This window comes from Streptacidiphilus sp. P02-A3a, from assembly GCF_014084105.1.
Classification (GTDB): Bacteria; Actinomycetota; Actinomycetes; order Streptomycetales; family Streptomycetaceae; genus Streptacidiphilus.
The window spans coordinates 556,792-583,409 of the sequence record NZ_CP048289.1 but is presented as its reverse complement, the minus strand read 5'-3'; the positions used below and the strand labels follow the sequence as shown (position 1 = coordinate 583,409).

Here is a 26,618-nt window from a genome sequence, read left to right as displayed (position 1 = left end):
GCCGTAAACCACGTTGTCACTCCTCATCAGGAACAAGATCAGGTCTGGCGGCGACGACCTCGCGCAGGAAGGAAAGTTTGGAGTGGAGCGTTCGCTGCTTGGCGAGGCTGCGCCCGGCCAGGTAGCGCGAGAGCCAGTGGTCGATTCGATCCATCTCCGTCAGCAACTCCTCCTTATCTTGATCCAGGACGCTGCGCGACCGTCGGTACTCGATTTCGCACTGTGACAGCAGAATTTCCGGTGCTGCCAGGAGCGAGCAGCGGTCGAAGAAGATGCCATAGACGTGGCCGGTGCGCATGGACTCGCACTGGATGTCATAGCGTACGCGTCGGAAGGCCGGCAGTGCCTGCACGCGTAAGTTGTGTTCGGAGCGCAGGAACTGCGCGAATTCGTGGGGTGCTACCTCGATGTCGCTGAACAGTTCTTCGCGGCGGGCGAAGGCGTCCTCTGTGAACCACTTGCGCTTCAAGAGGTGGCGGCCGTCGACCATAGGGATGAACGAGGCATAGCCGCGCTCCTGCTCAGGGCCGAGGACCTCGTACATGTGGTTGTCGAAGGCGTTGATCTCGAACTCCTGCCGGTACTCGGGCAGGCAGTCGGGCAGCTCGCCGTGGCGGAGCGCTTTCAGTAGTTCCATGGAGCTAGCCCAAATATTCGGGTGCTGTTCCAGGTTGTACTTGTACTCCAGTTCGGTGCCGGCGAAGTGGGTGCGGTAATAGCGCTGGTGGTTGTTGAGTCGAGGCTCCAAATTCGCGTGTTCGTCGAGCGTGGGCTTCAGCCACCGCAGCGATTCGACCGGCCCTGCACCCACGGGTTCGCGGGTGGTGCGGACGAAGCAGGCGTCCTCATGATGGAATCGGATCTGGGCATATGCGTGATATCCGCCGCCGGGGTGTTCGGACAGGTAGCACAGGGGCACGAGGCCGGGGGCGGCGGCTTCGCCGACCAGGGCACGCAGAGCGGAGCCTGCGATGGCGTCCGGGTAGAGGGCGCTGCCGTCGACCAGGTCGGTCCCCAGCGGACGTCCGGTTGAGGTGAGGGCACTGACTGGGCAGATCCCGAGGGTGTCCCACCGGACGATCACGGTGGTGCTCGGCACGCAGACCTCTTGTGGGAGGACCCGGACCAACACGACGGCGTCGTCGTCGCGGCGGGGCGCCGTCTGATTGAGGTGATGGACTCCGCCCAGGACGATCCAGGCACCGGGTACGGTGTCACCGCGCATGGCGGGCTTCCCTTCTGAGTTGGGACACGGCGTCGGTGTCCTCGGTTGTGGAGTTCTCGGCGCTGTGCCGTCGTGCCCCGAGGCCGTTGCCGGTCGGGGCCTGCCTGCCGCAGCGGTCGCCATCGGCGCTGCCGGGTGGGACGCGCGGGCTGCCTCCGCCGAACCACTGGGGCGGCGGCATAGGGTGTGCCAGGTGATTGACCCGATGGTTTTGGAAGCGGCGGTCGCCGACACCGAGATGGCTGCGTTGGAGTTCGACGACGCGCGGGCATGGCTGGAGCGGGCGCGGCGCAAGCCGATGGAGCCGCTGGCGGCCGAGGTATGGGTCACCGATCCGTTCTTCACCCATGTCCTGCTCGTGAAGCACCGGGTGCGGGGGTGGGTGCCGCCGGGCGGCAAGGTGGAGCCGGGCGAGACCCCGCGGGCTGCCGCTGTTCGAGAACTCGCGGAGGAGACCGGCCTGCACAGCGACCTGCTGCCGGTGCCGGCGGCCGTGGCCGTGCGCTCCTACCGGGCCGACTGGGCCCCCACTCTGGGCCTGTCCTACGCCGCCGTCATCGGCCGGGACGTCCCACTCGGCGGGGAGTCCGGCCAGCCTCCGGCGTGGATCGAACTGGGCCAAGTCTGGGAGAGCGCCTTCCCTGACGACCGCGACCGCATCCGCGCCTACGTAAATCGCCTGGCCGCTGGAGAAGCGGTCGGCGCTCGCTGAGCCCGGTGTACGCCGTGTCATCAGATGACCTTGTCGATCAGGTCCAGGGTGGTCCCGGGCAGGGTCACTAGGTGCAGCTGACTCAGGAAGCGGAGCCAGACCGGTGCTAGTCCGGGCCGTGCGGTGAACTCCGCGTCGCTCAACTGTCCTTCGGCGTAGGCCACCGTGCGGTCTGCGTGCTCTTGGAGCTGCTCGGGGTGGATCCATCGGGGGCTGCGGACTTCGCGGACAGCGGGCCTTATCGTCCCCGATGCCTGGGCCTGGTAGACCCACCAGCGGTGGCCCACCGGGCCGGAGGGCGGTCGCCTGCATCTGTTGGACCGCCTCTCCTCCAGCAGCAGGTGGAGGTGCGTGAGGGTCAGGCCGACTTCCTCGGCGGCCTCCGCACGGGCGGCCTGCTCGGGGCTTCCGTGCTGGTCGATGTGGCCGGCTACGGGCGCGATCCCGGCCGGGGGCGTCGCCCGTTCGAAGACCAGAAGGCCAGCCGGTGAGGAGATGAGGACTCCGACACTGGTGTGGTCGCAGCAGGGCGTGTTGCCGACGGTGTTCGCGGCGGGGCCCGGGGAGGTCATCGTTCCTCCCCGGGCCGTTGGGCCGTCACCACGAGCCAGCTCGTCACGGTGGGGGTCTGGGGTGTGGTCAGGGCGTACGCGTCGGCGAGGATCCTCATCCGCTGGGCATGGGTGAAGTCGCCTTCGGGTCGCGCGAACAAAGGGATCGACAGCCACGCCCTCTTCTCCGCCATCGTGCCGTGCTGGGCGACGACTTCGGTGTCGAGGACGTTCATCCCCGCGACGGCCAGGTGGGCAGTGAGCGCGGCCAGCGACAGTTTGGGAGGCACCGGTTCGGCCACGGGCGGGGCGTAGCCGTGGTCACGGGTGGCGATCTGATGGATCAGGCTGTTCAGCGAGAGCGTTCCGCGTGCGGCCTCCTCCTCGGGGTGTCGTACGCCGGCGAATCCGCCGCCGATGTTGAACACGAGCCGTCCGCCTGGGCGCAGTACCCGCCGCACGGCGGCGAACACCCGCGGCACGTCGGTCTTCCAGATCGCCGAATTGCACACCACGGCGTCCGCGCTACCCATGTCGATGTGGGCAGCCAGGTCCTCGGCCGGTGCCGTGACCCAGGTCAGGCGCGGGTCGCTCACGGTGCGGCGGCCCACACGCTGCATGGCCGCTGCCGCGTCCAGGGACAGGACCCGGGCCGTGGCCGGTGCGAGCGCGAGGATCGCCTCGGCGGTGGCTCCGGCACCCCCGCACAGGTCGACCACCAACCGGCTGTCGGCGAGCCGGGCTCGGTGGGCGAGGTCGCGGCTGGTGGCGCTGTACATAGGGAAGTCGCGGGTGAAGGCGCTGTACGCCTCGGCGTTGGAGTCCTCGTCCCAGCCGAGGACGGCGTCCAGGGGGGCCATCGTGGTGCCTCGCTTCGCGGTGAGGGGCCGGTTCGCAGCCCGGACCAGGGGCCTGGGGAGAGTCGGTGCGTCAGAACAGGGAGGTCTGAACGGCGGTGTCGGGGGAGGCGAAGGTGCCGAGGGTGATGTGGCGGCCCTTGAGCGCGCCGAGGTCGAGCAGGTACCCAGGTTCGTCGTTGTCCTCCCCCAGGACGACGAGGCCCTGGGAGCCGATGCAGGACCGGACGGTGAAGCCGTGCTCCCCCTCTCGCAGATCGTGCGGGTACAGAACCCGTTCCGCGCTGCCGGTGCGAAGCCGGTCCCCTACCTCCGGTGGGGTCCATGCCTCCAGCACGACGGGTGTCTCCAGATCGGCGAGCACCGCGGCTGCGCGGACGACGTGCTGCTCGTGGGCGGTGCGGGCCGAGGAGAGGTCGCGCAGGCGGGCCAGGGCCTGGAGCTTGGCCGCCGCCCTGACGCTCTGGGGCAGCTCCAGGCGCTGGCCGAGGGCGTCTTCGAGGTAGCGCACTGCTCGACCGTCGGGGCTCTTGGCCAGGTAGGTGGCGAATAGTGCGCCCTGCTCGTCGAGGCGGGAACGGCGCCTGGGCTCAGCTGCGGTGCCGACCTTGGTGGTGCTGTCGGCGAAGGTAGCCAGGTACAGCCAGTGTGGCTGCGCCATGTAGCGGCCGAGGGCCTCGGGAGTGCTCGCTCCGCCCTGGTGGAACTGGTGGGCGAGGCGGAACTCGTCCTGGCCTGCGCACCGGTCGCACTGGCCGCCGTGCTCCACCCGGGCCCGGTCGGGGCAGGCGAGGGCCTCAACGCGGACCGTGCCGGTGAACCCGTACCGGCCGGTGCACCACCGGCCGGTACCCGTCCGGAAGCCGAGACGCCGGTTCATGACCTGGGCGTAGACCAGCGGCCCGGCGGGCAGTGGGGCGAGCAGCAGTCGGGGGTCTCCGGTCGCCCAGGTGACGCCGTGGCACACGTACGCGCCGTCGGCAGGTCGGATCACGGCTTGGTCCTCCTTGGGGTCGATTTCAGATGGTGAGCTGGAGTCGGTCGGCCATGGCCCCGGCGGCGGTCTTGAAGACCGCGTCTCGGTCCATGCCGGCAACGTCCAGTGAGAGCCAGCCGCCGCGCTGCTCCTGGTCGCGGAGTTGGGCCAGGACGGCGTCCTGGTAATGGATGAAGTCCGCGTCCCCGCTGCCGGAGTGGCCCGTCTCCAAGGAGGTGAACTCACCCTTCCTGCGGGCGAGAGCTTCGCGGGCCCCGATCCGCAGGAAGATCACCAGGTCGGGCTGGGTGAGGTGGGCGAATACCTGTTCCGAGAGCCGGAGGGGGACGTCCGGATTGACGGCGTAGCGCGCGAGGATCTTGTGGTGGGCGTTGTCGAGGACAACATGGGTGCCTGCGGCAAGCGCGGGCTGGATCACGAGCCGGTCCTGGAGGGTGTACCAGGCGGCGAGGGCCAGCAGCCAGTACTGGTCGCCGCATGCCTGGGCAACACGGGGGTCTCGGCGGTAAACGAGTTCGTTGAGCTGGTCAACGTAGGCGGACAGCTGCGGGTCTGTGGGGACCTCGGTGCTGTTCTTGCCGACCAGGATCGCGGTGTGGCCAGCGGCGTTCAGGGCCCGGTGCAGTCGGGCGGACAGGGTGGACTTGCCGGCTCCGTCGATGCCGGTGACCGTGATCTCCCGTCCACGCGCAGGCGTGGCGGGCGGTATCCCGAGCGTCATAATCGTTTTCCTCCATGGGTGTCAGGTCGTGCGGGTGGCCAGGCGGTCTGCGATCGTGTCGCGGATCCGGCCGACCAGGACGGCGCGTCGCCGGACCACGTCGCGGTGGCGCTCATTCGACAGGTCCGCGGGGTAGCAGCGGGCGAGATTGTTGGAAATCACGTGGAGGTAGCCGAACCTGATCCCCGCCCGGTTCGCGGCAGCGCCCATCGGGCCGATCTCCGGATCGACGAAGGCGTAATCGGCGTGCTTGGTCAGCCAGTCCCGGTCTTCCAGCAGGATCGAGGGCGAGGTGACGTGGACCCCGGAACGTACCCCCGGCCGCGCGGCGGCGAGGTCGCCAAAGAAGTCGTCCCACTGCACGAGCGAGCCGTCGAGGAGGCTTTCGCTGCCGGTGGCGAGCATCGTGTTCGGCTCAACCTCGGGGGTCAGGGAGCCGACCTTTCCCACGTAGACGACGTCTCGGGCGCCGAGTTCAGCCAGTCGCCGGACCACCCGGCCGGCGACATCGCCCCAGATGCTGTGCAGGAAGCCGAGGTAGAGCACTGCGCGGCCGTGGACGCGGGCGCGCTTCCAGGCGTAGCCCCGCGCCTGGTTCCACGCACCGTCGCACGGGGCGAGCTGTGACAGCCCCCAGCCCACGATCACCAGGTCGCCGTCGAGGTCCAGGTCGAGCTGCTGAATCGCGGTGCAGCACTGGGCCGGGTCGGGCAGCTGGTAGGTGACCGTGTCGGCACTGCGGCCGGTCATCGCCAGGTAGGTGGCGATGATCAGCGCGTAGTGGTGGACGTAGTCGGTGCCGGGGAACGCCATCAACGTCAGGTCCCGGCCGTGGATCGAGGCGGTCGGACGCTGCACGTTGAACAGCTTGCCGGTCTTCTCGTGCCGGGAGACGACGGCCTGGCGGTCGTGGGCGCCGACCACACGGATGCTGTCCCAGGGCTGCTCGCGGATGAGGTGATGGACCTTGATCTCCAGGTAGCGCAGCAGGCTGTCCGCGCCCATCGTGTGACCGTTGACCGCGATCGGCTTCGCCCGCATGACCGCTCCCGCTGTGAGCGGCGGTTCGGCTCGCGGGCTCATGGGCGGGCCTCCGGCATCGGCGCTCCGGTGCCGGCTGCGTCCCGCACGACTGCGATGTTGCGCCGGATCAGGTCGAATCTGCTCTCCGGGATGGTGCCGAGTTCCTCCACACGAGGGGTTCTGGGCTTGTCGTACGGGCCGCCGGGCAGCATCTCGATGCCCATGGCACCGAGGATGACTGGGGCCGCGCCGTCCACGGAGGCGATCCAGTCGTGCTCGCGCTGCTCGACCAGCTCCAAATGCCCGGTCCGGCCCAGCCCCAGCAGCCGGTACACGATCCGGTCGTTGACCATGCCGTGGTCTTCCAGGTGGCGGGTGGCCGTCCAGCGGGTGCGGCACAGCTGTTCCTGCGGGGCGGGGCGTCGGGAGGCGGGCAGGGCGATGGCGCCGACAAAGTCGCTGGAGGCGAAGTGGTCGTAGCAGCGGAGCCACTCGTCATCGTCTGCTGCATGCACCACGGCACACAGGCGGAAGCCGTCGCTCAGGTCGAGGATCTCGCGGGCGGCCACGTCGCTGGCCTTCATGGTGGCGGGCCCGTCACGCATGACGTCCGGGAGGATGATCTCGCGGGCGTCGACCGCCAGGGCCGCCGCGATCAGGTCGGCGGCCGACAGGGCGTGTCCGAGATCGAAGACGCCGTTGTCGACGATGATCTCGGCGCCGCGCTCGGCCTCGCGGCGGAAGAAAGCCCGGTAGGCGGGATCGGCCAGGACCCTTTGGGCGGCTACATGGTGGACGCCGGCGGGATCGTGTGCGACGAAGGCGTCCAGGTAGGCGGCCGGGGCGATCACAGAGACGTCAATGCCCGTGGCCATCAAGCGACCCTCCACTGGGCGGTGGTGAGGGTGAGGAACTGCTGGGCGATCACGGGGTCGCTCTCGAACCGGCCGCCGGCCTGCACCGAGTTGGTACGGGCCTGCTCCATGCGCACACCCCGCATGCTCATGCACAGGTGCGTCCCACGCACGGCTACGGCCACGTCCTTGCTGCCGACCAGGCCAGTGATCTCCTCGGCAACCTGCCGGGTGAAGCGCTCCTGGACCTGTAGGCGGCCGGCGTGCCGCTGCGCGATCCGGCCGAACTTTGACAGGCCCACGACCTCGCCGACGGGCACGTATCCGACAGCGACCTGCAGGTTCATGGGCAGCAGGTGGTGCTCGCACAGCGACCACACGCTCATGCCGCCGACCACAACCAGCTGGCCACTCAGCGCGTCCTCGGCAAAGCACGTCGCGGTGGCCGACGGGTCCGGGGACAGGAAGTCGCGGTACCAGGCCGCGACCCGGGCCGGGGTGCCCACCAGGCCCGACCTCTCGGGGTCTTCGCCGAGTGCGGCCAGGAGCTGGCCTATCAGGTCAGTAACGCGGTCGGTATCGACCGGACCGGGCGCGGCACAGCTGGTCTGCTTCGGCTGGGCCGGACTCTCACCGACTGCCTGACGGTAGACGGACGTCACGGAAATCGCCTCGCTTCCAAGGGCTGGGGAGAAACGGGTCGGGAGGAACGGGTCAGCGGCCACGGGCGTCGGCGAACGCCAGGACGTGCAGCCGGGTAGTGAGCCGCCATCGGCGGGCCGCAACAGCGTCCGCGAGCGCCCGCGTGGACTCGATGAGGCCCTCGGCCGTGGTGCCTTCCGGCATCACGTACACCGGGTGCATGCCGAAGGCGCTGACGAGTTCATGGATCTCGTCCAGCTCGTCCGCATTGCGCGTGACGAACTTGAAGACCGCACGGCCGGACCGGGCGAAGGTGGTCAGGGCCGTCTCGACGATCCGCCTGTCCTCGGCGACGCCTGAGTTGGCGAGCTTCGGGCTGACGTTGAACCGCACCCCGTCGACTAGCAGGTCCGAATCCGGGACCAGGGTGCCGTTCGTCTCGAACTCCACCCGCTTTCCGGCTGCGAGCAGTCCCTGCACCAGGGGGATCAGTGGCCTCTGCTGGATCAGGGGCTCACCGCCGGTGATGACCACCAGTTCGACCGGGGAAGAGAGCGCCCAGGCAAGCACCTCCGCCGCCGTGCGCCTCTGCGACTCCTCAACGGGGTTGAAATGCGCCCAGTCCCAGGTGTATTTGGTGTCGCACCATCCGCAGGTCAGGTTGCACCGGGACAGGCGGATGAAGAGCGCCGGAATGCCGCAGCTCGGGCCCTCGCCCTGGAACGTCGGCTTTTCCAGGCCGAAGCACTCAGCAACGATCAGCCGGAACTCGCCGCCGGTCCCCGTGCGCGGCGCAGGCACGCCGCCCGCGCCGCTCACCGCTGCGCCACATCAAACCGGGCCCAGCTGCGCTGGGTCTCCCGGACGCGAACAGCCAACAGCCGACCGGGGATGTCCGGCTGGACGTAGCGGATGAACCAGCCAGCCAGGAACTGGGCCAACAGCTCCGACGTCGGCTCGAACGGCAGGATCTCGTGCAAATTGCGGTGGTCGAACTGCTCGTCCAGGAACCTCTTGAACGGCGTCAGGGCCCCGAAATCAGTGACGAAACCCGGACCGTCAAGGAAGGGCGCGGTGAGTTGAAGCTCGACCTGGTAGCTGTGGCCGTGCTGCTGCGAGCACTTGTGCTGGGGCGGCAGACCGGTCAACCGGTGCCCTGCTTCGAAGTCGAACACCTTGGCGATGGCGTGCGTGCCGGACGGGAGCTGTATTTCACTGAAGTCCATTGATCCTCCTTGAGGTTGGGTGAACGGCGATGCGCAGCGGCCATGAACCGGTCCCAGCGCGAGGGCCTGCATGGAGCAGGGGCCGGGTGGGGAAGCCGCAGTGACGCTGGGTCTTGGTTGTCAACGGCGAGTTCCGCCGCGAGGACGTAGTACGCCATTGCGCTTCAGCGCGTCGTAGATCGCTCCGTACGAGCGGTTGGTGGCGTCACTGATGTCGCGGACGCCGACCTTCAGGTTCTGCTTGTAGGCCGAGCAAATTTCCGCCTCGAATTTCTCGCGCGCCTCGCCCTTCATCTTGGTGCCGGGCTTTATGGCGGCAGGTCAAGGTCCACCCTGTCTCCGTCTCGTTCGTTGGTGTGCGGGGGAATTCGGGGGTGCGAACAGGTCCGGTGAGCGGTCCGGTCCTGGCCGTTAGCGCCGCCGGCCGGTGCTGACGTGAAGGCTCGGGATGGAGGCGTAGATCGCTGCGCGCCGGTCGGTGGCCATGGCCCAGTAGGGGTCTCCGTAGCTCCACTGCCACCACTGGAGGCCGTTGTTGACCAACCCCGCGCCCTCCATGACCCGGCACAGCAACACCCGGTTGCTGCGGGCCCGCTCGGTCAGGTCCGTCGCGCGGGTGAAGCAGTCCCCTTCGCTCTCCTCAGGGGTGGCTCCGACCCTGCTTCCGAGGTCCAGTTCGCGGCCGTTGGCCGTCACCAGGGTCACGTCGACGGCGGCGCCGGCTGTGTGGGGTTCGATCTCGGACGGGCTGACGAAGCGGCTGGCAGCGGCGTGGAGCTGGGCGTCGTCCCAGTGCGGGTTGCGGGCGCACAGTACGTCGGCGTACTCGCGGAAGTGCCGGTCCTGGAGGTCGGGCGGCCGGTAGCCCTCGATGACCAGCAGCCGGATGCCCGACGGCAACGCGGCTTGTGCCGCGAGGAGCAGGCCCGCGACGCTGGAGCGGACGTGCGCGTAAGCGCCAGCCGGGTCCTGCCTGCGCGGGTCTACGGTGATGGAGTCCTCAAGCCGCAGGTCTACCAGGCGCTCCCCGCATTCCTGGACGGGGATCGCGCCGACCTGATGGCGCTGTTTGAATTTCCCCGGGGGGGTACTGGGGGATGGGACAGACCTGCTGGAATTGGTTCCCCAGGTGCCGGCCCGCTGAGCTGCGACGGAGCGTCAGACCCCCGGGGCCGCCCGTTGGACAGCCGCCTTGAAGGCCGGGAAGCGCCGTCCAGGGTGGGCGAAGCCCATCGCGCAGCGACGCCGAAGGCGCCCTTGACGGGGAGTCCCGGCCGGACACTGAGGAGACGGGCGGCCCCGGCTTCCCCAGGAACTTCTTCAACCATCTGGGGCGAGCAGCAGCCCTGGTCGGAATCGACCATCCTCATCAGACCCGCGGGTCGGACATCAGGACGGCCCTGGTGCGGCCGATGGCCGGTGCTGTGCTCACTTCTGGCTCCGGGGGGTCGGTAGCGTGGTGGGGTCAGTCGCGGGCGTCGCCGCCGATTCGCGCGGCGGGTGCCCGGTGAGGGGGTGGCCGTTGTTGAGGATCACGGTCGTCCCGGAGGCGCGGGCCTGGAGGGCGGCCTGGGTCCGGCGTGCTTCCCCGGCGGTCATGTAGTCCGGCAGTGCGCCGGGTAGCAGGAGACGGGTTCGGTGGGACTCGGCGCTCATGCGCATGCCGGTGATCTCGTCGTCGGTGAGGGTGCCGCCGTCGAAGACGTAGTGGATCGCGCCGGGGAAGTTCCAGCGGGGGTCGGCCTCGGCGGTGCTGTGCAGGACGGTGTCGACCACGAGGACGGTGTCGAAGGCGCGCTGCAGGCCGGTCTCCTCGGCGGTCTCACGCGCCGCGGCGTGGCTCGGGTACTCGCCGCGCTCCACCCCGCCGCCCACCAGGACCAGCGTCGGCCGGTAAGTCGGCTCCAGGAGCAGGACCCGGCCGTCCTGGTGGGTGAACAGCACGGCGGCGGACACCCACAACGCTGCGCGGCCGGCGGCGTAGACCTCCGGGGACAGGGGGTCGGTGTACGGGCGCGGTTCGTTCGGGGACACGGGCTGCTCCTTTGGGGAGTCGTCCACCGGTGCGGGCGGCCCAGTCGGGACCGAGGGGTCGGTACTCGGCGGGGTGGCCGCTTCGAGCGCCAGGACGAGACGCTGCGCCACGGCCAGCGAGATACTGCCGAAGTCCACCCAGTTGTCGCGCGAGATCGCGCATGTGCGACAGACGGGGACCGGGTCGACCCCGATCCGTTCGCCGAGGATTGCGGACAGTACGGCGTCGATCTCGGCGGCGAGCTGCTCCACCCAGGGCCCGTCCGCGGTGTCCAGGTCCTGCTCGATGGACTCGCCCACGCGTTCGCCGAGGATGCCGCACAGCGCGGCTGCGTCCACAGCCGCGACGGTGTCCAGCACCACCGCGCCGTTCGACCAGCCGACCCACTGGTTGATGCCGGCCTTTGCCAGCGCCCGGTGCAGGCGGCGGGCTGTCGCCGCGGGCTCGGGCAGGTTCTCGACGAGCCGCCGGGCGAAGCGCCGCACGTCGGCCGCCGCGGCGAAGCCGATGCGGAACGCCCTGACGGTGCCTTGTGAAAGGTTCTCGACCCCCGCGATCGTCACCTCGGCGTTGACTCCGAACGAGGCGAGGGCGCGTTCGAGGGCCTTGGCCTCGTCGGGGGCCACGGTCAGCGGCACCGTCCACGGCCCCACGTACGACTCGCGCGTGCGCTCGTCCCCGTAGACGAGGATCGCGACGGCCGACATCGTGTCCCTCATGTGGAGGTAGCTGTTACTGCCGGTCGTCCGCAGGGCCGCGTCGAGCTCTCGGGCCGCAGCGGAGGTGTCGTCTGGTTGGCTGTCGGCGACGGTCGGGTCCATGGCGTGCTCCAGGTTCCGGGGGGGCGGTTCGGGGGTCACAGGTCCGGCCGCAGGGGCGTGCGGGCGGGGGCCGTAGAGGTGGAGCCGGTGGTGGTGCTGCGGGGATGGGTCATCGCTTCTCCTGGCAGAAGGCGGGGAGCTGGGTGCTGCCGCTGCCCGGCCCGGTTGGGGGGTACCTGGCTGAGCCGGGCCGCGGGTCTTGGAGTGCCCAACCAGAGCGAGGCCCGGGTGGCACGGGGTGCGGGTGGCACGGGAGCGGCAGCGCGATCCGCTCCCGTGCCCGTCGCTCAGGCTGGACTCCCCAGATTCCGGTCCGGCCCGAGCGGCGCGCCGCCTGGTCAGGGGGCAAATCTGGGGTCGGGCGCGCGGCCTAGGAGCAGCTTCAGGTCGTCGCTGGTGGCGTAGGCGTTGCGGTACAGCGTCGCGGGCTGCCGGTCGGGGTAGGCCATGACCCGGTTGGTGCTGACCGGGGGCCTCACCGGAGACACGGGGGCTACCGGAGGTAAGGGCTGGTCGGTCGACACGTCGTCTACTTCTCTCGGTAGGGGCTGTTCGGCCGGGTGCTGGGCGGGGCCGTGGTTCCGGACCGGGCGGCGCGCTGGAGGGTGTCGCAGGGCCAGTAGTCGCAGCCAGCTGAGCACCTGCGCGTTTCGGGGACGAAGCCGTGTACGGCGATCACCGCGTAGAACTCCGCGTCCGCCATCGGACTGCCCCTGTCTCGTTGTGCGGTGATGTTCGGGATGGTGGTGGGCCGCACAGGCAACTGGCTCACCTCGCCACCTCCGAGACGGCGCCGGCGGGACGCTGCGGGCCGATGACCCTGCCGTCCGGCAGGATCTGTCCGGTGTCCTCGAAGAGGACGATGCCGTTGCACAGCAACGACCACCCTTGCTCCGGGTAGCCTGCGATCGAGCGAGCGGCCTGGCCATCCGGGCAACACGCGCCGGGACACTCCGGCCTGTGCTGGCACATCGTCAAGTCCTTCTCCTACAGGCACCCTCGCCGTCGGAGCCAAGCTCAGGACCCGCGGGAGAGGTCCGTAGACGACGGCAAGGGTGCCGCTTTTGGTGGGTGATGATGGTGCGTGGTGCTCGGCGGGCCACTGCTTCTCGTCTCCCCGAGCGCCGGAGTTACCTCTTAGCCGAGCCAGATCACTGCGACTCACCGTTCGACGGGCCTCGGATGACGACTGGGCGGTGACGGGGCGACATGGCTATCTCTTCCTGCTCGTCGGCACCTACCATCCGCACGCCATCGAACAGGCGACGCTCCCAGGACGACAGCTCCCTGGCGACCCGAGGCAGCGGTCTGACTTCCCCTGTCCCGTCCACGCCTCAGAGGCCCCTGACTCCGACGAGAACGCGGCCGATCACGTTCGGATTGACCCGCACGGCCCTCTCCTGGCCGCTCCCCGGAGGCCGACCGGGAGAAGGCGTCGGCCTCTCGTCGGCACCAGCTCGACCTTCTGGGACAAGCCCGACCTCCGCCCACACCACCTTGCCGGGCAGACTGCCAGCCGGGTAGTGGCCCCAACGCCGACTCATGACGGCGACGATGAACACTCCCCGGCCACCGGTCGCCTCGACTCCGACCTCCTTCAGAACCGGCGGCCTCGTGTCGCGGTCCCACACCGACACCCTGACGGCGTCGCCGAGGATCTCCAGAGCGATCTGGAAGGTCTGCACCTTGTTCCGCCGAGAGAACAAGGGGGCTTGCTCCTCGCCCTCCTTCGGGTGCCGCACAGCGTTGGTGGTCATCTCCGACACGAGGAGCTGCACTGTCTCGACGGTGTCAGGGTGCACGCCCCAGCAGGAGAGGACATCGGCCGCGTGCAGCCGCGCCAGGCCGACGGCAGTTGGCGTGTCCGCCAAGGTGAGACAGTTGCGTGGGGGTGGTGCCTGGGACACGGTGTGCCTCCCGAGTTGGGAGAGGAGCGCGGGGTGCGTTCGCTGGCTCTCGCTCGCTTCGTGATGGGTACCGCTGGACCCGGTTTCAGCGGTTGAGCATTGGCAGATGGACATCCCGAGTCACGGCGTCTCCAGATCCGCAGGACCGGTGCCGGCTGATTGCCGACGGCACCGGTTGCCTCCGGATCGGGTACGTCCATAAGAGAACCGCGCTGTCGTCCCGCTAAGAAGGGTGCAGGGAGGATGTCTACGGCCACACGGGGTGGCACGGTTGGCGGAGGGTTGTACGAATGATGAGCACAGGGCATGACCTCGGACAGCAAGCGGTGACGGGACGATTCGCAGGCCGTCGCATTGTGGTGACGGGCGGCTCCAGAGGACTGGGCGAGCGTCTCGTGCGCCTACTCCTCACGGAAGGAGCGCATGTGGCGACGTGCGCCCGGAGGGCGGAGCCGTTGGAGACGCTCCACAGCTCGCTCGACTCCCCCGGCGCGCTGTTCACCCGCGCTCTCGATGTCTCCGTCCCGCAGCTTCTGGAGCAATTCGTGGAGGACGCCGCATCAGCACTGGGCGGCCTCGACGGCGTTGTTGCGTGCGCGGGCGGTGCGCGTGGTCAGGGAATCACCGAGGCAACGGCCCAGGACTGGTCGGCGACATGGGAGATGAACGTCGGCCATGTAGCCCGGCTAGTGGCGACGAGTACACCTCACCTGCGGACGGGCGGTGGGGGGTCTATCGTCGTGGTGGCTTCGGTATCCGGGTGGAAGCCGTCACCGCAGGCCCAGTACGGCGCCGCGAAGGCCGGCCAGATCCACATGGTGTCCTCCCTCGCGAGGGAGCTGGGTCCGGAGGGCATCCGCGTGAATGCGGTCTCGCCGGGGTCGATGCTCATCCCTGGCAAGCGGTGGGACCGGATGCGCCAGGACGACCCGCCCGCCTTCGACCGATTCCGCGCTGAGTTCCCGGGGCGGGAGCTGGTGCTGCCAGAGGAGGTCGCGGACGTGATCGCCTTCCTGCTCTCGGATCAGTCGCGAGGGGTGACTGGGGTAAACCTTCCCGTCGACAAGGGGCAGAACGCGCCGACGCCTGGGGGTTACTGAGCCGAAGCGATCAGGCGGCTGTGCCGAGTATCGGCCGCGCCTTCCGGTCGAAGTCGCGGACGACCGGCTCGGCTCGATGCGGGGCGAGGCGCGCGCGGAAGTCGCGCAGGGCCTGCACACTGCGCTCGCTGTGAACTCCAGCGAGCAGATCCAGAGAAGTACTCGCGGTTCCGACTGCCTCGTCCAAGCGGCCCTGCTGGAGGAACGCCGTCGCGAGCACCGAGCGGCTGATCGCCTGGCGACGGCGACGTTCGCTGTTCGCCTCGACGGACGCCATGGCGAGTCGCTCGGCCTGAGCCGCCTCGCCGAGGTCGCGGTGGACCAGGGCGGCCTCGGCTTCCAGATAGTGGTGATCCAGAAAGCGGACCCAGGGGGATTCCTCGGCCGGTCCCTTGCTGATCTCCAGTCGTCCGCTGGCCGCGTGCAGGGAGGCCGTAGCCTGGCGGGAGTCGCCGAGAACCGCGTAGCCGCGGGCCGCCATGGCGTGCAGGCGCATGAGCCCGAGGGGGCTGCCCGCCGACCTGGCGGTCGCGATACCCGCCCGTGCCAGTGAGACTCCTTCGGTGGGGTTCCCCAGACTGGTGGCGAGGTGGGACATGCCGGCCAGGATCTGACCACCGAGTACTCGGTCGCCGCCCTCGGCGCACAATCTGAGCGCCTGGATCATGTAGCGCTCCGCCAGTCCGTAGTCTGCGGAGTCGTACGAGCACCAGCCAGCCATCGCCGCCAACTTCGCGGCCGAGGTGTAGAGCAGTCGACGCTGGTGAGTGGGCAGGTCACGCTGCTGCAGCATGGGCACGAGCTTGGTGCTCAGGTAGTGCACGATGCTTTCCCGGACTCCGCCTCCGCCGAAGCGGTTGTCCATCTCGTCGAACATCTCGATCATCGCCTGGACCTGCTCGACGGGCCCACTGCCTGCGACTGCCGCGAGCCGGGGAGCCTGCTCGTCCTCCAGTAGCCACAGCAGCCATTGCCGTTGCGGGTCCAGGAGGGCAGTCGCGATGTACGGCACCGCGCCGAGGAGGCTGCGCCGCGAGACATCGGTGGAGCCAAGCTCCGCGAGCGTGTGCAGTGTTTCACCCACGTCTTCACGGTACGTCAAGGCCCTGGAAACCACCGGCTTCTGGGGCTGCTCTGCGTAGCCGATGTCAACGGGGGCAACGGGACGACCTAAGAAGCTCGCCAGCGCAGCGGCGATGAACTCAGGGGTGCGGCCCTTGGGAGTCATCCCTTGCAGCCACCGCGTCACCGATGCCTTGTCGTAGCGGGTCACGATCCCCTGAAGCGCACCGAGTTCGTTGACTCTGCGGGCCAGGGCCGCATTTGAGCAGCCGGCCTCCGAGAGGACAGCCGCAAACGCAGCGGTATTGGACTCGCTGGTCCCCCTCACACTCGCCATGTGTAGATGATGCCTGGTGGATCACCCTCTGTCCCAGGCTTTGGACACAGAGCCATGAGAGTGCAACCCCCGTACAACCGAACAACCCTGCCGCTCTCTCCTCCGGAGCCCTCCCAGCGCTGAGACTGAGAGGGCTGCGGGCAGACAGCAGTTCCCGGCGAAGACGCCGCTGGAACATCGCCGATGCCCTCAGTACTGGAGGGAGAACACCATGCAGCCTGTAGTGATCTTGGACTGCTTCACAGTCGAGCCGAGCGGCCTCGGCGTTCCGCCGTACCTGTCGACCTACGTCCGGAACGCCTGGTCGGCGCTCAGGCGCGCGCGGCCGGAGGCGGACGTGCGGTACCTGACCATTGACGACGTCCGCTGGTGTCTGGCAGGCGGCAAGCCCGCCGTCGATCCGCCCCAGAGCGATCCGTTGACGTATTCGACTACCGCCAATCGCGACGCTGCCATTCAGCTCCTGCGGGATGCCGAGATCGTGGTTGTCGTAGCCGGAGACGCAGTTCCGTCTGTCCACCTGCACGCCGTCAACGGGTCTCTGGAGGAGATCGCCCGCGCGCTCGCCTGCACGCGCGGGCGCCGGTACCTGCTGGGACCGCTGTCCACCTACGCCCTGTCCGCTCCGGCGGAGTACGCCGGGCTGTTCGACGCCGTCCACACCCACACCGTGACGTCCGGCGACCTACTGCTCGGCAGTCACCGTCCGGCCGACTACCGGCAGATGCAGCGCGACCGCGAGTCCTTCACCGGCCTGGTCGAGCAGATGCCCTGGCGCCCGATCGCCGAGATGGAGTTGTACCGCGGCTGCACCCGGAGGAAGTTCTGCGACTTCTGCAACGAACCGGCGAAGTCCCCCTCGTCGCCTTCCGCGATGTCGACGACGTCGTCGCCGAGGCCGCCCAGCTCTACGCGGCCGGAGTACGGAACTTCCGCCTCGGCCAGCAGACCTGCTTCTTCTCCTACCGCAACCGGGACGAGGACGCGATCCGTGCCCTGCTGGGCGGAATCCGGGAGCGCTGCCCTGAGCTGGAGGTGCTCCACATCGACAACGCGGACCCCCTGGCTGTCGCCGCGCCTGTGGGCCTTCGGATCGCGAAGCTGGTGGCGGACTACTGCACTGAGGGCAACTGCGCGCCGATGGGCATCGAGAGCTTCGACCCGGTGGTCATCGAGCGGAACACCCTGACCTGCACGCCTGAGATCCTGGTGCGTGCCGTCGAGCACGTGAACGAGGCGGGTGCCGCCCGTGGTCCTGGCGGTCTGCCGATGCTCCTTCCGGGCCTGAACCTGATCTACGGCTTGCCCGGCGAGACCCATGGCACCCACGTCGCCAACCTGCGGGGACTGGCCGGGATCCTCGACGCCGGCCTGCTGTGCCACCGCACCAATGTCCGCTTGGCGAGGGCCTTCCCCGGCACCCCTCTGGCCGCGCTCGGCGAGCTGGAACCGCTGCCCTCGACTGAGCACTTCCCCTCATGGAAGGCGGACATCGACTACATCTGGGACCAGCCGATGAAGGAACGGGTGTATCCGACCGGGCTGCGCGTGCCCGGCCTGCACTCCTACTTCATCGGCCAGGGCGGCACCTGGTGGCGGCGGCTGGGCTCGTACTCCATCCAGATCGTCGAGCGCGAGGCAGCGGTTCCGCTCGGCACGACCGGCGACCTGATGGTCACCGGGCACGCCCCCCGCATGATCTTTGGAGAGCGCGTTGCAGCAGCTTCCTGACGGCTCGCTTGCCACTCTGGCCGCCCTGGACGCGGCGGCGGACCGTACTGTCCGCGCGGGGCTCCTGCTGCCCTGGGCCAACGTGGCGGTGGAGACCGAGCTGGCCCGCCTCGGCCTGCGCCACACGGTCTTTCACCACGCTCGGCTCGTACCCCCATCCCGGACGACGGCGGTTGACGCCTCGTTCTGGCGCGGACTGCGCGAAGCGTCAGCGCAGGCCCTGGATTCCTTGTCTCACATTTCACTCAACACAGTGGTCCTGGCCTGCACATCGGCGGGCTTCACCGAGGGCCCGCCGCTGCCGAGCGGCGTGCTCACCGCCTTCGACGCCCTCCGGCAGGCTCTCGCCGGGGCAGCGGTGCGGCGCATCGTGCTGGTCACGCCCTACCCGGACCTGGTGACCGCGGCGGAAGCGGTGGCGCTCTCCGAGGCCGGCGTCGAGGTGCTGGCCTTCGCGAGCCTGGGTCTGGACGACGGTTATGCCGACGTGACCCCGGACCGGATCCTCGGTCTGGTCCAGCGGTTGCCGGAGGAGGCGGTCGCGTCCGCCGACGCGATGGTCCTGTCGTGCACCGGGTGGCACACCCTGCCGGTAGTGGGTGAACTGGAGCGCCGGTTCAGGAAGCCGGTGTTCTCATCCAACCTCGCCATCGCGCTTCTGGCCGCCCGCGCCTGTGCTGGAGTTGCCTCATGACGACGGAGCGCACGAAGGCGACAGCGCTTGAGGTCCGGCGCGCCCACCGGTTGGTCGCTCGCGCCGCTGGCCTACCGGACGTCCGAGCGGCGGTCGAGGCCAACCACGACGAGAACCGGTGGTGGCCGACCTCGATCAGCGACCCCCGCGTGCGGATGCTCGCCGCCGGCTGGTCCACCCGGGTCTCCTACCGGATGGTGGAGACCTATGCACGGGTGATCGCCTCGGCGGACGCCCAGGGCTTCGACAGCCTCATCGCCGCCGAGGATGCCGAACTCGCTTCGCTGGCGAGGCCCATCGGCCTGCCGCAGGCCCGGATCGACTACCTGCGGTCCCTTGCCGAGCTTCTCCGCAGCTGGGACAAGGAGGGCGTCGACCCGACCGCCGACACAGTCGACAGCGACGACCTGGTGGCCGACTTCGCGGAGCGTGTCCGGGGAGCGTCGTACAAGGTCGCCCAGTGCGCGCTGCTCACCGCACGCGGGTACCACTGCGGAATCATCCCGGTGGATTCCGGCATGGTCACCAGGCTGGCACCGGCGCTGGGCCTCGCCCTTCCGTCCGGCTCCGCAGCCCACGAACGCATGCGCCATGTCCTTGAGGCCGCCGTGCACGCCCGCTCCGCCGACTTCCGCGCGCTGATCGCCGAGCACGGGTACCGGGTCACCATCCCCGACGGAGTGGAACCGACCTGGTGGGTGCACCTCGTGCTGATCTACTTCAAACGCCTGTACCTCAACGGCCCAGCCCCGCAGGTCTGCCGTCGGCGGCCGGTCTGCACGCGAGTCGTCGACTGCTCGCACCGCACGCGTCGTGCATGACCCGCTGGGGGAGACCGTGGAACGGCTCGACGTGATCGGCAACATCAGCCGGGACGTGACCCACTACCCGGACCACCGGGGCGGGTCACGGCTCGGCGGCGCGGCAGTGCTGCTCGCGGTGGCCGTGGTGAGTGCCGGCGGCCGGGCCGCACCGGTCTGCGTGCTCGGCGACGATCTCGCCCACCTTCCGCTGTCCCCGGAGTTCGAAGGGATCGACTGGTCCGCGAGCGTCCAGGGCGACGGAGCCTCCACCACCTTCGACCTGCGGTACGACCTGGTGGGCGACTTGGTGGCCGTCCACTCCGACTACGGAGTGGCCGACGGCCTGACCTCGCACGCGCTCAGGCATATCGACCAGCATCCGCGCGGCACCTACCACGTCTGCTGCCGCCGCCCCCTGGACGCGGAGCTGGTTCTGCGTCAACTCGTTCAGCACCGGTGTGCCTTCAGCGTGGACTTCTTCCTGCCGAGCGCCGAGGAGATGATCCAGGTAGCCGCCCGCTGGCTGCCGATGGCGACGACGCTGTTCGTCAACGCGGCCGAGTACCGGCTCCTGGAACAGGTGGTCGACACCAGCACCCTTCGCGAAGTGATCGTCACCGACGGCCCACGCGCCGCCGTGGTACGGCGCTTCGGACAGCAGACCGCCCACGCCGTTCCCCCGCCGCACCCTGCGCGCGAGGTCGCGGGCGCTGGAGACACCCTGGCCGGTACCTTCCTGACGCTCCGCGCGCAGGGCGCGACGACTGCCCTGGCGCTGGCAGAAGCGACAGCAGCCGCATCCCGGCACATCGCTGCCCCTCCCCTTCCGATCCCCGCGCCTCGCCGCGCCTGACCACCGACTTGGGGGGCTTCTCCCGGTGTCCGTCTACATAGCCCACCGGCTCTTTGCCGCCCACGATCGCGCCCTCGCCGCCGACCTCGCCCGGCGAGTCGCCGCGAAGGCCGGCCCCGAGCACGTCTTCCTGCCGTTCTGCGACACCGACGAGGAGGACCTGGTCGCCGAGGTGAAAGGGCGCCGCCTGTTCGAACTGGACCGCGAACGCCTCGGCCACCTCGACGCCATGGTCGCCCTCCTGCACGGCCCGAGCCTCGACGACGGGGTCTGCATGGAGATCGGCTACGCTGCCGCCTCCGGCATCCCGGTCATCCTGGTCACCACCGACTTCCAGACCTACTCCCTGACCGAGGCCGGCCACCGACTCGAATTCCCCGACCCCCTCCTTCAGGCCGTGGCCACCAGCATCGTGCGCGTCACCCGACTCGGCGCACCTGCCCTGCCATCGGTCCCGGCCCACTCCCGATTCACGGGGTTCCGGTCGCGCAACACCGCCCAGACCAGCACAGCCCTCGACGCAGCCGTCGACGCCTTCCTCGACCTCCCCGACCGCGCTCCCCAACTCGTGGGGGCGCCTGCCGTTATCGGTGCACCGGTCTACGTCGAGGCGTCGCCGTACACAGCGTGGGGCCGGGATCACCTGGCGAAAGCCTGTGTGGATGCCGGGCACACCGTGGTGGTGCCAGCGCGGTTCACCGCAGCGGACCCGATCGCCGGGGCTCTGGCTGACCTGACCGCGGTGTGCACTGCTGCCCGGTTTCTGGCCGACGTCTCCGGCCCGGAGACGCCTCCGGGAACCGCCCTGCTCATCGGCGCGGCCGTGGCAAGCGGCGTACGGATCGCGGCCTTCCAGCCGCGCCCGACGTTCACGCACGCCCACGGCCGCGAGCCCAACTGGCGAAACCTCATGATCCAGTACGCGGCCGAGACCCACCTCGACAACGGCGAGGCCGTCCTGTCCTGGCTTGCCGCATGAACCTCGATGAGATTGCCGGCGAGCACCAGACACTGGTCCTCGAAGGCTGCGATGGGGTCGGCAAGAGCACGCTCGCCGAGCGCCTATCGACTCACCACGGCTTCGCTGTAGTGCACTCCCCCAAGACACCGGACCACCTCGACCTGGCCAGCCGCTACCGAGGCATCCTCGCCGGGACCGGACCCATCCTCTTTGACCGGTGCTTCATCAGTGAACTCGTCTACGGCCCACTTCACCGAGGCCGGTCCCGAATCAACTGGAGCCAGGCCATCGATCTCGCCGAGAGCGTGATCGAGCGTTCCGGAGTGCTCGTTCACCTGACCGCACCTGCAGCCGTCATCCGCCAGCGGCTTCTCTCGCGCGACGGTGAGGCCGTCAGCCTGGACGAAGTGTCTGCTCTGGTTACCGGCTACGAGCGCGTCTTCTCCACCCTCGCTGACTACGCCCGTGTGCTCACCGTCGACACCACAACTCTCGAACTCCCCTCGACCGGGTGACTGCGCAGAGAAGTAGACGCGCCAGCAAACTGCTCCCGCTAGGCTTCGGGAGCACCAGCTGCACCGGCGCCGGAGGAGTCTTGGAGATCGGATCCGCCCAGAAGCTCGCCTGGGAAAACAAGAACCTCAAAGGGTTCAACACCACAGACGTGGCCTTGGAGTTCGGCCTTCTCAGCGCCGAGGTAGGCGAAGCCTTCACCGCCTGGCGCAAGGGCTTGCCCGACCTTGGGGAGGAACTGGCCGACGTCTTCCTCTATCTGACGGCGCTGGCCGAGATGAACGGCGTGGACCTCGCTTCCGAGGTAGCCCGGAAGATCGAGAAGAACACGCGACGTACGTACGAGCGTAACCAGCACGGTGCACAGATTCGAACCAGCGAGGCGTGAGCCCCCACTGATCTGCGGTGCTCTGCGAGCGTGAACCTGCATATATACGGGCACAGCTACGCGGCCAGGCTGTGGTTCTCGCTTCTGCCGCCGCCCTCACTCTGGTGGCGCTCCACCCCCAGCAGCTTCAGCAGGTCTGCCGTCACCACTCGATAGGCATTTCCGAGCCGAAGGACCTTGACCGGGTACTGCCCCAGCTTGGCGAGTCCGTAGCCGGTGGATCGGCCGATCATCAGCGCCCGGTTCGAGGTGTCGAGGTCGATCACGGCAGGGAGGGCGAGCAGCTCGTCGCCGGTAAGCCCTCGCCCCTCATCGGATGACTCAGATACCTTCATGATGCCCTCCTGGGGGTTTCTGGTGTCGTGGTGACGCCATATGTGTATCACGGAGTTGCAGCAGCGCCTTTCAGGCACTTAAAGTGTCACCATGACACATGACCAATGGCCGACAGCGTTCACCGGTCGGATCGCCCAGCGGCTGCGGGACTCGCGCAAGGCCGTCGGCCTCACCATGGCCGAGGTCGCCCAGGGTTGTGCCGACCGCGGCTTGCCGGAGTTCACCGAGCACTCGATGAAGAACCTGGAATCCGGCCGCAAGACAAGCATCACCATCGCCGACTTCTTCGTCCTGGCTGACGTCCTGGGCGTCCCACCAGTGACTCTCCTCTTCCCGCTCGGCACCTCGGCCACCGTCGAGGTTCTCCCGGGCCGGGAGGTGTCCACATGGGACGCCGTCGCGTGGTTCACCGGCGAGACCCCCCTCGACGAAGCCGCTCCCGAAGGCAGCGCGCGGGACACCCTCGACGCCTTCCGCCACCACGGTGATCTAGTGGCTGCCGCGACGTCCTCCTACGCCCTGGCCAGAGAACGGCGGCGAGCGGCGAGCACCACCTTGGACCGGGCTCGTAGAGCCACCCTCCTCCAGCGCGCCGAGGGCTACGAGGAGCACGCATTCGAGGACGCCCAGGAGCTTCGGGCGTTCCGGGGCCGGATGCGCGAGCGCGGCCTTACGCCCCCGGCCCTGCCCGACGAACTGGCCTTCGTCGACCAGCCTGAAATACCTAACCACCCGGAAGATGGCGAATGAAGAACGGCACCACAACCCGGCGGTGCCGGTGCACGGACCCGGAGACTGGCAAGGATCTCGGTGCCTCGTGCCCCAAGCTCACGTCGCGGCGGCACGGGGTCTGGACCGTTTTCCAGGAATTGGATCCAGCCCAGGACAGCCGCCGACGCCGGTTCCGTCGCGGCGGCTTCGACTCCTCCACCAAGGCCCAGGAGGAGCTGGACAAGGTCCGCGCTCTCATGGCTATCCCCGAGGAGGACGACGCCTGGGGCAAGACCCAGATCAGCGACCTCATCGAAAGCTGCCTCAAAGAGAAGGAACCGCTCCCGGACTACGACGAGACTCGTCGCCGGTTCCAGTCCGGACAAACGCTCAACTCCAAGACGACCATCGGCGAGTGGCTCGATACCTGGCTCGCCGGACGTAAGCGCCTCCGTCGGGGAGGCGTGACCCGCTACGAGTGCGACATACGCGTTCACCTCAAGCCGCACCTCGGCCACCTACGGCTGGACAAGCTGCGGGTGCACCACATCAACACGATGTTCGACTTGATCAACGAGCGCAACATCGAGATCCAGGAGCAGAACGCTCAGCGGCGCGCTGTGCGCGATGAACTCAAGGCCACACCGACCAAGGGCGCGGAGAACAGGGCCCGCCGCAGGTGGCTCCAGGCCCAACTCGACGCGATGCCGCCCTTCCGGCGCATCACGGGTCTCAACACGCAGCCGCACATCCGCGACACCCTGCGGGCCGCCCTGAACATCGCCATAGCCCAACAGGTGATGCCCGCCTTCAACCCCGCAGCGCACGTGGAGCTGCTGCCGGGCAGCAAGCCCAAGGCCCTCATCTGGACCGACGAACGGATCGCCCACTGGCGCGAGACCCGCGTCAAGCCTTCGCCGGTCATGGTCTGGACCCCCGAGCAGACCGGTCGGTTCCTCGACTACGTCGCCGAGGACAGGCTGTACCCGTTCTGGCGGCTGATCGCCTTCCGTGGCACCAGGCGCGGTGAGTCGTGCGGGGTTCGCTGGGTCGACCATTCGGCCTCCGCGCAGTCCCTCGCCATCGCCACCCAGCTCGTGCAGGACGGCTGGGAGATCCACGAGGGCGCTCCCAAGACCGACTCCGGCATACGCCTGATCGCCCTCGACGACGAGACCGATCAGCTGTTGCTCACCCACAAGGCCTGTCAGCAGCAGGAGCGGCTCGAATGGGGTGACGGGTGGGTCGACACCGGCCGCATCTTCACCCAGGAGGACGGCTCGATCCTCCACCCGGGGAAGGTGTCCGATCTCTTCGAGCGCCTGGTGGAGGCTGCTGGGTTGCCGCCCATTCGCCTCCACGACCTTCGCCACGTCGCGGCCACGCTCATGCTCGCGGCGGGGGTGGACATCAAGGTCGTCTCCGAGACGCTCGGCCACTCGGATACCCGGGTCACGCGAGACATCTACCAGGCCGTCCTGGACGACCTCGCGCGCGACGCCGCCGAGAAGGTCGTGCAGCTCGTGCCTCGGGCCCGGAAGCCCCTCACGGTCGTGAAGGACGCCGAGGCCGCTCCTGCCCGACCAAGGATGACCCCGCCCCGGAAGGTCAAGGAGTCGGCCGAGGAACGCACCGCCTGAGCCTGGATCCACAGAGTCGTATTCGATGAGTTCGGTTGTGTGATTTCCGGGGCGGATTGCGCAGTGTTTCTGCTGGTGGGCAGGGTGGATCGCCGGGTGGCCGTCCCGGTGGCGGGTCTCCGTGGTCCTTGGTCGTGGGTGGTCGGGTGGGCTCGTCGGTCAGGTTCGCAGTCGGTGGCCGACGGCTGTCCACAGGTCGGCGAATGCTTCCCGCCAGCGCCAGTGCTCTGGAAGGTGCCAGGTCAGGGTGCGGCCGCCGGCGGCCAACCGTGCTGGAATATTGATGAGTTGGCGTCGAATCGTGCCGTTGCGGGCCCTGGCGTGGAAGTCGGAGGCCAAGGTGCCCAGGGGGCGCGGGTCAGGTTGTGGGCGACGGCGGCCAGGGTCAGCCAGGCGGTGTTCGCGGTGAACTTCCCCGAGGGAAGATGCCCCAGCGCCGAGTCCTCAAGATCGGCGAAGACCTGTTCCACGATGGCGTGCCGGCGATGGTCCGCCTCGGCCTCGACCAAGGGCAGGAGCGAGTCGGTGAACACCGCGTGGAACCGCCAGACGGTGAACAACTCGCCCTGCCCGTCCGGAATCCCGGCTTCGTTAAGGCGCTTGACCCGCCGCACCAGTAGTCGTGCGGCGGTCCGGAATCGCTTCGCCTTGCCGATGAAGGCGGTGTACTGGATCTCGGCGACCCCCGCGTCCGAGACCCAGCGTTCCTCGTCCCGGTCCCAGATCGCCTTTGGATACCTGATCGCCGTCCAAGCGGTCTCGGGGATCGTGGCGATGACCTCGCGGACCTTCTTGCGCTGCGCGACGGCGAGCGAGAATCGAACCTGGTTGCGACGGCAGACGTCAACGACCTTGTGCGAGAAGAACGCCGAGTCGGCGCGAACCGTGATCGTGCCGGTGGCGCCCATCGCCCGCACCGTCTTGATGGCCTCGGCTATCAGGGAGGCGGCACCCTTGGCGGAGCCGGCCGAGCCCTTGCGCAGGCGGGTGGCCACGATCACCGGCGCGGACAGCGGCGCGGAGGCGGTGACGATCTGGAAGTGCAGACCCCGGACCTTCGTGTAGCCGAACTCCGCGCCCTGCTTCCCGGCCCCATAGACCTGCTTGACCTTCGAGTCGATGTCCAGGTGCACGACCTGGTCGCTGCCGGCCAGCAGGTTGCAGTGCCCGGTCAGGTTGCAGGTGAATGCCCTTGCGGCAGACTCCAGTTGCCGCACATGGCCCCAGGTGAACGCGCGCAGGAAGGCCCCCAGTGTGGACGGCGCGCGGATCCCGGTGAACGCCCGCGCCATGGCCCCGTGCCGCAGGACGTCGGTGTCGTCGATGCTGTCCGCCCCCCGCCAGCATCCCCGCCACCAGCGACACCACCTTCGCGCCCACGGCCGCCCCGGCACCGTTCGCGGCATCCTTGAACTGCACCTTCGCTCCAGCCAGCACGCTCAGGCCGCAGCGCTCGGCCAACCGCACCGCCGGGGCCAGGCCGCCGAAGGCCAGGAGATTCGGGTCATCGAACGCCGCGAGCGTTGCCGCAGCAGTGTGGGAAGATTTCACTTACGAGGTGCCTTGCTGATCGGGCCTGGTGGAAGCGTGAGAACTCCCATCATCCCAGGTCAGCGGGCACCTCTCTGCGTCAGCCCCTCGCCGCCCCGATCATTGATCGGTGGATCCAAGTTGAGGCATTCCTCGGTGGCGGCCCCGAACAGCGCTCGGATATCACTGTCGAGACTCACGTCGGTCAGCCGGACGCGACGTGGTCCGGTCGCCCTCACGCTTTGCTGTTCCTCGCAAAGCCCGAGGTCCAGTAGCTGAGATCCGCTTGCTTGCGCGGTTTCTCGACCGAGTCGGGTCATGCCTCTTTGTCTCATGGCAGCGACCGGAGTTCGTCTCACTGTTAGGCGATCTCGTTGCAACGTCGACC

At 68.8% G+C, this 26,618-nt stretch carries 31 protein-coding genes and 1 pseudogene; 11 read left to right on the top strand and 21 right to left on the bottom strand.

The window, feature by feature from the left end:
- Nucleotides 1-16: 16 nt before the first annotated feature.
- A complete protein-coding gene (locus GXP74_RS02725; RefSeq protein ID WP_182449804.1) occupies nt 17-1,225 on the bottom strand; it encodes a hypothetical protein in 1,209 nt (402 codons plus the stop codon).
- A 211-nt stretch (nt 1,226-1,436) separates the two neighbouring features.
- Between GXP74_RS02725 and GXP74_RS02720 the strand changes: the two genes are divergently transcribed.
- Nucleotides 1,437-1,937 carry an NUDIX domain-containing protein gene (locus GXP74_RS02720; protein WP_370468528.1) on the top strand — a complete coding sequence of 167 codons (501 nt, stop codon included), beginning with the start codon at nt 1,437-1,439 and terminating at the stop codon, nt 1,935-1,937.
- 20 nt (nt 1,938-1,957) lie between these two features.
- Here GXP74_RS02720 and GXP74_RS02715 read toward each other — a convergent pair whose 3' ends face one another.
- From GXP74_RS02715 to GXP74_RS02645, 16 genes are all read right to left on the bottom strand, one after another.
- Nucleotides 1,958-2,509, bottom strand: coding sequence for an NUDIX domain-containing protein (locus GXP74_RS02715; protein ID WP_182449803.1), 552 nt, complete (start codon nt 2,507-2,509; stop codon nt 1,958-1,960).
- Nucleotides 2,506-3,348, bottom strand: coding sequence for a class I SAM-dependent methyltransferase (locus tag GXP74_RS02710; protein WP_182449802.1), 843 nt, complete (start codon nt 3,346-3,348; stop codon nt 2,506-2,508). Before GXP74_RS02710 ends, GXP74_RS02715 begins: the two co-directional genes overlap by 4 nt.
- Nucleotides 3,349-3,418: 70 nt before the next feature.
- A complete protein-coding gene (locus GXP74_RS02705) occupies nt 3,419-4,339 on the bottom strand; it encodes a DUF2797 domain-containing protein (protein ID WP_225447675.1) in 921 nt (306 codons plus the stop codon).
- Between the two features lie 25 nt (nt 4,340-4,364).
- On the bottom strand, nt 4,365-5,063 hold the full coding sequence (locus GXP74_RS02700) for an AAA family ATPase (protein ID WP_182449801.1): 699 nt from the start codon (nt 5,061-5,063) through the stop codon (nt 4,365-4,367).
- 21 nt (nt 5,064-5,084) lie between these two features.
- Nucleotides 5,085-6,104 carry a hypothetical protein gene (locus tag GXP74_RS02695; protein ID WP_182449800.1) on the bottom strand — a complete coding sequence of 340 codons (1,020 nt, stop codon included), beginning with the start codon at nt 6,102-6,104 and terminating at the stop codon, nt 5,085-5,087.
- A gap of 38 nt (nt 6,105-6,142) precedes the next feature.
- Nucleotides 6,143-6,961 (bottom strand): hypothetical protein, encoded by an 819-nt coding sequence (locus GXP74_RS02690; protein ID WP_182449799.1) that lies wholly within the window; start codon nt 6,959-6,961, stop codon nt 6,143-6,145.
- Nucleotides 6,961-7,602 (bottom strand): GTP cyclohydrolase I, encoded by a 642-nt coding sequence (folE, locus tag GXP74_RS02685; RefSeq protein ID WP_182449798.1) that lies wholly within the window; start codon nt 7,600-7,602, stop codon nt 6,961-6,963. The genes GXP74_RS02690 and folE overlap by 1 nt, the downstream gene beginning before the upstream one ends.
- Nucleotides 7,603-7,654: 52 nt before the next feature.
- Nucleotides 7,655-8,401, bottom strand: a complete 747-nt coding sequence (locus tag GXP74_RS02680) for a 7-carboxy-7-deazaguanine synthase QueE (protein WP_225447674.1) — start codon at nt 8,399-8,401, stop codon at nt 7,655-7,657.
- Nucleotides 8,398-8,808: a 6-carboxytetrahydropterin synthase gene (locus GXP74_RS02675; protein ID WP_182449797.1), complete on the bottom strand. Its 411-nt coding sequence runs from the start codon at nt 8,806-8,808 to the stop codon at nt 8,398-8,400. Before GXP74_RS02675 ends, GXP74_RS02680 begins: the two co-directional genes overlap by 4 nt.
- Nucleotides 8,809-8,928: 120 nt before the next feature.
- Nucleotides 8,929-9,120 (bottom strand): helix-turn-helix domain-containing protein, encoded by a 192-nt coding sequence (locus GXP74_RS02670; RefSeq protein WP_225448549.1) that lies wholly within the window; start codon nt 9,118-9,120, stop codon nt 8,929-8,931.
- Between the two features lie 99 nt (nt 9,121-9,219).
- Nucleotides 9,220-9,732: a M15 family metallopeptidase gene (locus GXP74_RS02665; RefSeq protein ID WP_370468527.1), complete on the bottom strand. Its 513-nt coding sequence runs from the start codon at nt 9,730-9,732 to the stop codon at nt 9,220-9,222.
- Between the two features lie 504 nt (nt 9,733-10,236).
- The gene (locus tag GXP74_RS02660) at nt 10,237-11,664 is read right to left on the bottom strand and encodes an NUDIX domain-containing protein (RefSeq protein WP_182449795.1); all 1,428 of its coding nucleotides are present in this window, start codon (nt 11,662-11,664) and stop codon (nt 10,237-10,239) included.
- A gap of 338 nt (nt 11,665-12,002) precedes the next feature.
- On the bottom strand, nt 12,003-12,152 hold the full coding sequence (locus GXP74_RS02655; RefSeq protein ID WP_182449794.1) for a hypothetical protein: 150 nt from the start codon (nt 12,150-12,152) through the stop codon (nt 12,003-12,005).
- Between the two features lie 41 nt (nt 12,153-12,193).
- Nucleotides 12,194-12,436: a hypothetical protein gene (locus tag GXP74_RS02650; protein ID WP_182449793.1), complete on the bottom strand. Its 243-nt coding sequence runs from the start codon at nt 12,434-12,436 to the stop codon at nt 12,194-12,196.
- A complete protein-coding gene (locus GXP74_RS40020) occupies nt 12,433-12,636 on the bottom strand; it encodes a DUF5999 family protein (protein ID WP_225447673.1) in 204 nt (67 codons plus the stop codon). The genes GXP74_RS02650 and GXP74_RS40020 overlap by 4 nt, the downstream gene beginning before the upstream one ends.
- Before the next feature lie 362 nt (nt 12,637-12,998).
- The gene (locus GXP74_RS02645) at nt 12,999-13,535 is read right to left on the bottom strand and encodes an ATP-binding protein (RefSeq protein WP_225447672.1); all 537 of its coding nucleotides are present in this window, start codon (nt 13,533-13,535) and stop codon (nt 12,999-13,001) included.
- Nucleotides 13,536-13,861: 326 nt separating this feature from the next.
- Here GXP74_RS02645 and GXP74_RS02640 point away from each other — a divergent pair, with 326 nt between their 5' ends.
- On the top strand, nt 13,862-14,671 hold the full coding sequence (locus GXP74_RS02640) for an SDR family NAD(P)-dependent oxidoreductase (RefSeq protein WP_370468367.1): 810 nt from the start codon (nt 13,862-13,864) through the stop codon (nt 14,669-14,671).
- A gap of 10 nt (nt 14,672-14,681) precedes the next feature.
- On the opposite strand, the gene GXP74_RS02635 is transcribed toward GXP74_RS02640, so the two are convergent.
- Both GXP74_RS02635 and GXP74_RS40015 read right to left on the bottom strand, forming a co-directional pair.
- Nucleotides 14,682-16,070 carry a hypothetical protein gene (locus tag GXP74_RS02635; protein WP_182449791.1) on the bottom strand — a complete coding sequence of 463 codons (1,389 nt, stop codon included), beginning with the start codon at nt 16,068-16,070 and terminating at the stop codon, nt 14,682-14,684.
- Nucleotides 16,071-16,784: 714 nt separating this feature from the next.
- Complete coding sequence (locus tag GXP74_RS40015; RefSeq protein WP_225447671.1) at nt 16,785-17,114, bottom strand: hypothetical protein; 330 nt, start codon at nt 17,112-17,114, stop codon at nt 16,785-16,787.
- Between GXP74_RS40015 and GXP74_RS40010 the strand changes: the two genes are divergently transcribed.
- From GXP74_RS40010 to GXP74_RS02600, 7 genes are all read left to right on the top strand, one after another.
- Complete coding sequence (locus GXP74_RS40010) at nt 17,106-17,801, top strand: hypothetical protein (RefSeq protein ID WP_225447670.1); 696 nt, start codon at nt 17,106-17,108, stop codon at nt 17,799-17,801. The genes GXP74_RS40015 and GXP74_RS40010 overlap by 9 nt on opposite strands.
- Entirely contained in the window at nt 17,785-18,495 is a 711-nt protein-coding gene (locus tag GXP74_RS02625; RefSeq protein WP_182449790.1) for a hypothetical protein, read from the top strand. The genes GXP74_RS40010 and GXP74_RS02625 overlap by 17 nt, the downstream gene beginning before the upstream one ends.
- On the top strand, nt 18,492-19,316 hold the full coding sequence (locus tag GXP74_RS02620) for a hypothetical protein (protein ID WP_182449789.1): 825 nt from the start codon (nt 18,492-18,494) through the stop codon (nt 19,314-19,316). The genes GXP74_RS02625 and GXP74_RS02620 overlap by 4 nt, the downstream gene beginning before the upstream one ends.
- Complete coding sequence (locus GXP74_RS02615) at nt 19,309-20,151, top strand: carbohydrate kinase family protein (protein WP_225447669.1); 843 nt, start codon at nt 19,309-19,311, stop codon at nt 20,149-20,151. The genes GXP74_RS02620 and GXP74_RS02615 overlap by 8 nt, the downstream gene beginning before the upstream one ends.
- Nucleotides 20,152-20,176: 25 nt before the next feature.
- Nucleotides 20,177-21,130 carry a nucleoside 2-deoxyribosyltransferase gene (locus GXP74_RS02610; protein WP_182449788.1) on the top strand — a complete coding sequence of 318 codons (954 nt, stop codon included), beginning with the start codon at nt 20,177-20,179 and terminating at the stop codon, nt 21,128-21,130.
- Entirely contained in the window at nt 21,127-21,627 is a 501-nt protein-coding gene (locus GXP74_RS02605; protein WP_182449787.1) for a hypothetical protein, read from the top strand. Before GXP74_RS02610 ends, GXP74_RS02605 begins: the two co-directional genes overlap by 4 nt.
- 80 nt (nt 21,628-21,707) lie before the next feature.
- Nucleotides 21,708-22,013, top strand: coding sequence for a MazG-like family protein (locus GXP74_RS02600; protein WP_182449786.1), 306 nt, complete (start codon nt 21,708-21,710; stop codon nt 22,011-22,013).
- A gap of 56 nt (nt 22,014-22,069) precedes the next feature.
- On the opposite strand, the gene GXP74_RS02595 is transcribed toward GXP74_RS02600, so the two are convergent.
- The gene (locus GXP74_RS02595; protein ID WP_182449785.1) at nt 22,070-22,348 is read right to left on the bottom strand and encodes a hypothetical protein; all 279 of its coding nucleotides are present in this window, start codon (nt 22,346-22,348) and stop codon (nt 22,070-22,072) included.
- Nucleotides 22,349-22,439: 91 nt separating this feature from the next.
- Between GXP74_RS02595 and GXP74_RS02590 the strand changes: the two genes are divergently transcribed.
- Both GXP74_RS02590 and GXP74_RS02585 read left to right on the top strand, forming a co-directional pair.
- The gene (locus GXP74_RS02590; protein WP_182449784.1) at nt 22,440-23,099 is read left to right on the top strand and encodes a helix-turn-helix domain-containing protein; all 660 of its coding nucleotides are present in this window, start codon (nt 22,440-22,442) and stop codon (nt 23,097-23,099) included.
- Nucleotides 23,096-24,700: a tyrosine-type recombinase/integrase gene (locus tag GXP74_RS02585; RefSeq protein ID WP_182449783.1), complete on the top strand. Its 1,605-nt coding sequence runs from the start codon at nt 23,096-23,098 to the stop codon at nt 24,698-24,700. The genes GXP74_RS02590 and GXP74_RS02585 overlap by 4 nt, the downstream gene beginning before the upstream one ends.
- A 159-nt stretch (nt 24,701-24,859) precedes the next feature.
- Here GXP74_RS02585 and GXP74_RS02580 read toward each other — a convergent pair.
- Nucleotides 24,860-26,179: pseudogene (locus tag GXP74_RS02580) on the bottom strand (IS1380 family transposase).
- Between the last annotated feature and the right edge of the window lie 439 nt (nt 26,180-26,618).

Bases quoted from the DNA above. Each gene is read 5' to 3' on its own strand.
- GXP74_RS02725 (WP_182449804.1), bottom strand. From the start codon at position 1,225: ATGCGCGGTGACACCGTACCCGGTGCCTGGATCGTCCTGGGCGGAGTC.
- GXP74_RS02715 (WP_182449803.1), bottom strand. From the start codon at position 2,509: ATGACCTCCCCGGGCCCCGCCGCGAACACCGTCGGCAACACGCCCTGC.
- GXP74_RS02710 (WP_182449802.1), bottom strand. From the start codon at position 3,348: ATGGCCCCCCTGGACGCCGTCCTCGGCTGGGACGAGGACTCCAACGCC.
- GXP74_RS02700 (WP_182449801.1), bottom strand. From the start codon at position 5,063: ATGACGCTCGGGATACCGCCCGCCACGCCTGCGCGTGGACGGGAGATC.
- GXP74_RS02695 (WP_182449800.1), bottom strand. From the start codon at position 6,104: ATGCGGGCGAAGCCGATCGCGGTCAACGGTCACACGATGGGCGCGGAC.
- GXP74_RS02690 (WP_182449799.1), bottom strand. From the start codon at position 6,961: ATGGCCACGGGCATTGACGTCTCTGTGATCGCCCCGGCCGCCTACCTG.
- GXP74_RS02675 (WP_182449797.1), bottom strand. From the start codon at position 8,808: ATGGACTTCAGTGAAATACAGCTCCCGTCCGGCACGCACGCCATCGCC.
- GXP74_RS02660 (WP_182449795.1), bottom strand. From the start codon at position 11,664: ATGGACCCGACCGTCGCCGACAGCCAACCAGACGACACCTCCGCTGCG.
- GXP74_RS40020 (WP_225447673.1), bottom strand. From the start codon at position 12,636: ATGTGCCAGCACAGGCCGGAGTGTCCCGGCGCGTGTTGCCCGGATGGC.
- GXP74_RS02640 (WP_370468367.1), top strand. From the start codon at position 13,862: ATGATGAGCACAGGGCATGACCTCGGACAGCAAGCGGTGACGGGACGA.
- GXP74_RS02635 (WP_182449791.1), bottom strand. From the start codon at position 16,070: ATGGCGAGTGTGAGGGGGACCAGCGAGTCCAATACCGCTGCGTTTGCG.
- GXP74_RS02620 (WP_182449789.1), top strand. From the start codon at position 18,492: ATGACGACGGAGCGCACGAAGGCGACAGCGCTTGAGGTCCGGCGCGCC.
- GXP74_RS02605 (WP_182449787.1), top strand. From the start codon at position 21,127: ATGAACCTCGATGAGATTGCCGGCGAGCACCAGACACTGGTCCTCGAA.
- GXP74_RS02595 (WP_182449785.1), bottom strand. From the start codon at position 22,348: ATGAAGGTATCTGAGTCATCCGATGAGGGGCGAGGGCTTACCGGCGAC.
- GXP74_RS02590 (WP_182449784.1), top strand. From the start codon at position 22,440: ATGACACATGACCAATGGCCGACAGCGTTCACCGGTCGGATCGCCCAG.
- GXP74_RS02585 (WP_182449783.1), top strand. From the start codon at position 23,096: ATGAAGAACGGCACCACAACCCGGCGGTGCCGGTGCACGGACCCGGAG.